Here is a 3,996-nt window from a genome sequence, read left to right on the forward strand (position 1 = left end):
CCCGCGACCCGCGAGCCGCGAATCGCGTCCCGCGACCCGCGACCCGTGGCTACCAACGGCTCGCGCGTGGTACCCAGAAGTGGTCGCTGCGGACGAAGGAGACCACGTGCCCGACACCAGTGAGCTGAGGCGCGACCTCGAGGCGGCCATCGACCGGTTCGAGCAGTACCGCGCGTCCGTGTCGGGTGTTCTCGACGAGCGTCCGGCAGGTGAGCTGTCGCGTGCCCTCGACGCGATTCTGCCCGACCTGGTGTTCTACGAGGGGCAGGCCTGCGCCGCCGGGCTGGCGTTGGCACGACTCGATGCCGGCGGAGAGACCGAGGGCTGCGCCGTGGTCGATGCGGTCGCCCGGGTGCTGGACCGCGGGCTCGTCGAGCAGCAGGCCGCGCGGCGGGGGAGCGACTTCCTGGCCGGCTTCGCCGCGATGCTCGCACGTACGCACTCCGAGCTACCGGAATAGCGTGGGCGCTGGCGCGCGGTTGCAGGGAGCGCGAACGCGCAGGGGCGCGGGCGCACCGGAAGCCGGACGAACCCTGCGGGGCGGGGGTAACGTTCTGGGCGCCGACCACCGAGATCAGGAGTGCCAAAGTGGATGCAATCAACAGTCAGGGCGAGGACGTCCCGGCTGCCGCTCGCCGGCATCGCGTCGTCATCATCGGCTCGGGCTTCGGCGGTCTGACCGCCGCGCAGCAGCTCGAGGACGCCGACGTCGACGTGACGCTGGTTGCCATGACAGGCCATCACCTGTTCCAGCCGCTGCTCTACCAGGTGGCGACCGGGATCCTTTCCGTCGGCGAGATCGCCCCGTCGACCCGCCTGGTCCTGCGGGACCAGAAGAACGTCACGGTCACCCTCGGCGAGGTCGACCAAATCGACGTCGCCGCCCGGACCGTCCACGCCCAGGCCGGACACGTCGACTTCACACTCGAGTACGACAGCCTGATCGTCGCCGCCGGAGCCAACCAGTCGTACTTCGGCAATGACCATTTCGAGCGGTGGGCGCCCGGGATGAAGACCATCGACGACGCCCTCGAACTCCGTGGTCGGATCCTCGGCAGCTTCGAACTGGCGGAACTCACCGAGGACCCGGAGGAACGCCGCAAGCTCCTCACCTTTGTCGTGGTAGGCGGAGGACCGACCGGGGTCGAGATGGCCGGACAGATCGGTGAGCTGGCCAACCGCACCCTCAAGAACAGCTTCCGTCGCATCGATCCGGCCGAAGCCAGGATCATCCTCCTCGACGCCGCCCCCGGCCTGTTGCCGCCGTTCGGGGAGAAGCTCGGCAAGGCCGCACAGAAGCGGCTGGAGGAGCTCGGCGTGGAGGTCATGCTCAACGCCATGGTCACCGATGTCGACGCGACGGGTGTCGAGGTCAAGGAAGAGGACGGCACGACGCACCGGATCACCACGGCCTGCAAGATCTGGTCCGCTGGGGTGCAGGCCAGCCCGCTGGGGAAAATGATCGCCGACCAGACCGAGGCCGAGGTCGACCGCGCCGGTCGCGTTCAGGTCACCAAGGACCTCTCGGTTCCCGGGCATCCCGAGATCTTCGTGATCGGCGACATGATGAGCCTCGACAAGCTTCCCGGCGTGTCTCCGGTGGCGATCCAGGGCGCCAAGCACGTGGCCAAGCACATCACCCGAGAGGTCGCCGGCAAGCAGACCCCAGCTGACCGACCGCCGTTCAAGTACTTCGACAAGGGCTCCATGGCCACGGTGTCCAGGTACAGCGCCGTGGTGAAGATGGGCGGGATCGAGTTCCACGGCTTCTTCGCCTGGGTGATGTGGCTCCTGGTCCACCTCGCCTTCCTCATCGGCTTCCGCAACCGGCTGGCGACCCTGTTCTCGTGGGGGATGCACATCGTCGGAGATCACCGTTCGCACCTCAGTTCCACCGCGCGGTTCGTCTACGGGCGCCGCGCGATCGACCGGGTATACGGGGAAGAGATCCCCCGCAGCCGGATCGATCCGACGTCGTAGGCGATCCGCGGAGTGAAGGTGAGACGCTATCTCCGCAGGTGAAGCGCGGTCCTCGCATGCGAGGACCGCGCTTGTGAGGACCGCGAGGGCGTGACTGTCAGTAGGTCAGGACAATCCGCCGAGGAGGTCCGTCGGGATCAGATCGCCGAGGATGTCGGTAGGGAGCATCCCGATCAGCGAGTCGCCGCTGCCGCCGCCACTGCCGCCGCTGCTGGCGTTCTGTAGGAGCGAGCCCATGCCGAGTGAGCCGCCGAGCGAGCCGATGATGGGAAGGGCGAGAGAGCCCATTGCGATGGAGCCGAGATCCATGAGGGGTCCTTTCGAAAAAGGTCGCGACCGGTCAGGGGCGCCGGCCCGACGGTGCCGATCGTAACAGTGATTTGACTCACGCTCATGTGATGTGCGAATCGACTTCCTGACGGTTTCCTCGTGTTTTAGGCCGCGGGGCCTGAGGCACTACGCTTGGGCCTAGTAGGGGAATCGGCGAACTACGCCGCGCTGACGTGCAGGTATCACGCTCCCGCACCGTCGAGCGTCCAGAATTCTCACGGGGGAGAAGCACATGCCATCGATCTTCATCACGGGCGGCGCGGCCGGTATCGGCCTGGCCACTGCCGAGCGCTTCGCGCGCGAAGGCTGGAAGGTCGGTGTGTACGACGTCGACCAGGCCGCACTCGCCGCGGTGAAGTCCGAGCATCCGGACTGGATCGTCGGCGAACTCGACGTCCGTGAGTCCCAGCAGTGGGCGGACGCCCTGGCTGAGTTCACCTCGCACACCGGCGGCACGCTCGACGTGCTGGACAACAACGCGGGCGTGCTCGTCGCCGGGGACCTCGACGAGATCTCGACCGGCGCGATCAAGGCGCAGATCGACATCGACGTCCTGGGCGTGACGTACGGTGCGCAGGCCGCGCTTCCGTACCTCAAGGCGACCCCGGGCGCGCACCTGGTCAACATCGCCTCCGCGTCGGCGATCTACGGCCAGCCCGGCATCGCCACCTATAGCGCCGCCAAGTTCTACGTCGCCGGCCTGACCGAGGCACTCGAGCTCGAGTGGGAGAAGCACGACGTCAGGGTCGTGGGCATCTGGCCGCTCTGGGCCAAGACCTCGCTCGCCGACAACGAGGCCAAGTCCACCAAGACCCTCGGCGTGCACATCACTCCTGAGCAGGTCGCCGACAAGGTGTGGCAGTCGGTGCACCCGACGGCCCTCGACCGCCGGATCCACCGCACGTCCTACTCGGTCGGTCTGCAGACGCTCCTCCTAGGCAACTTGTCCAAGTTCTCGCCGAACTTCGCGACGCGCCTGGTGAACAAGTACCTCGCCCAGTAGTGCTGGGCCTGGACGGGGTCACTGACAGGACGGTCCCGAGCGCGGAGGGCATGACGGTCCCGCGTGCGGGAGGTCGCTGACCGTCGCCCGGAAGTGGACACAATGTCCAGTCGGAGGCGCCGTAACCGGTCCGATCGGGTACCACCTGTAGATTCCACGCATCAAGATGTGACGGACGACACATCTTCTCCTACTGTGTATTCCGCCCGCCGGACCGGGCACGCCGATCGAGCAGTTCGGCGTAGCCGGCCACGACGGGCGGCACGGCATCACCCGCTACGACCGGATGGCCGGCCCCGCGATCCGGGATCCAGCCGCCGCACACGAGGAGAAACATGAGATCGTCGGATTCGAGGACGGAATCGAGGCCGGACGACGTCGTCGTCGTCGACCCCACCGCCGCACCCCACGTCGGCGCGGCAGACGAGCGCGCTGGGGACGCTGAGCGCGTCGCGGACGCCGGAGACGCCGCGGGCGTCACGTCGACCGTCCCCCGGCGGCGGATCATCCTCGCCTCGCTCATCGGCACCACGATCGAGTTCTACGATTTCTACATCTTCGCCACCGCGGCGGTCTCGGTCTTCCCCCTCCTGTTCTTCGCCGGCGGCGACGCGGGCACCGCACTGCTGGCCTCCATGGCGACCTTCGGCACCGCGTTCATCGCCCGCCCGCTCGGCTCGGTC

At 67.6% G+C, this 3,996-nt stretch carries 4 protein-coding genes and 1 pseudogene; 4 read left to right on the forward strand and 1 reads right to left on the reverse strand.

The genetic code is table 11. The features are described from left to right. Nucleotides 1-106 precede the first annotated feature (106 nt). Nucleotides 107-460, forward strand: coding sequence for a hypothetical protein (locus GX543_RS12665; protein WP_290852324.1), 354 nt, complete (start codon nt 107-109; stop codon nt 458-460). Nucleotides 461-588: 128 nt separating this feature from the next. Beyond that, nucleotides 589-1,980 carry an NAD(P)/FAD-dependent oxidoreductase gene (locus GX543_RS12670; protein WP_290852326.1) on the forward strand — a complete coding sequence of 464 codons (1,392 nt, stop codon included), beginning with the start codon at nt 589-591 and terminating at the stop codon, nt 1,978-1,980. A gap of 105 nt (nt 1,981-2,085) precedes the next feature. Here GX543_RS12670 and GX543_RS12675 read toward each other — a convergent pair whose 3' ends face one another. Then, nucleotides 2,086-2,289, reverse strand: a complete 204-nt coding sequence (locus GX543_RS12675) for a hypothetical protein (protein ID WP_290852328.1) — start codon at nt 2,287-2,289, stop codon at nt 2,086-2,088. Between the two features lie 253 nt (nt 2,290-2,542). Here GX543_RS12675 and GX543_RS12680 point away from each other — a divergent pair, with 253 nt between their 5' ends. Next, a complete protein-coding gene (locus GX543_RS12680) occupies nt 2,543-3,313 on the forward strand; it encodes an SDR family oxidoreductase (protein ID WP_290852330.1) in 771 nt (256 codons plus the stop codon). A gap of 335 nt (nt 3,314-3,648) precedes the next feature. Further along, nucleotides 3,649-3,996, forward strand: a pseudogene (locus GX543_RS12685) (hypothetical protein); the annotation flags it as partial.

It is taken from the genome of Gordonia sp. (in: high G+C Gram-positive bacteria) (genome assembly GCF_012515855.1).
Taxonomy (GTDB): Bacteria; Actinomycetota; Actinomycetes; order Mycobacteriales; family Mycobacteriaceae; genus Gordonia.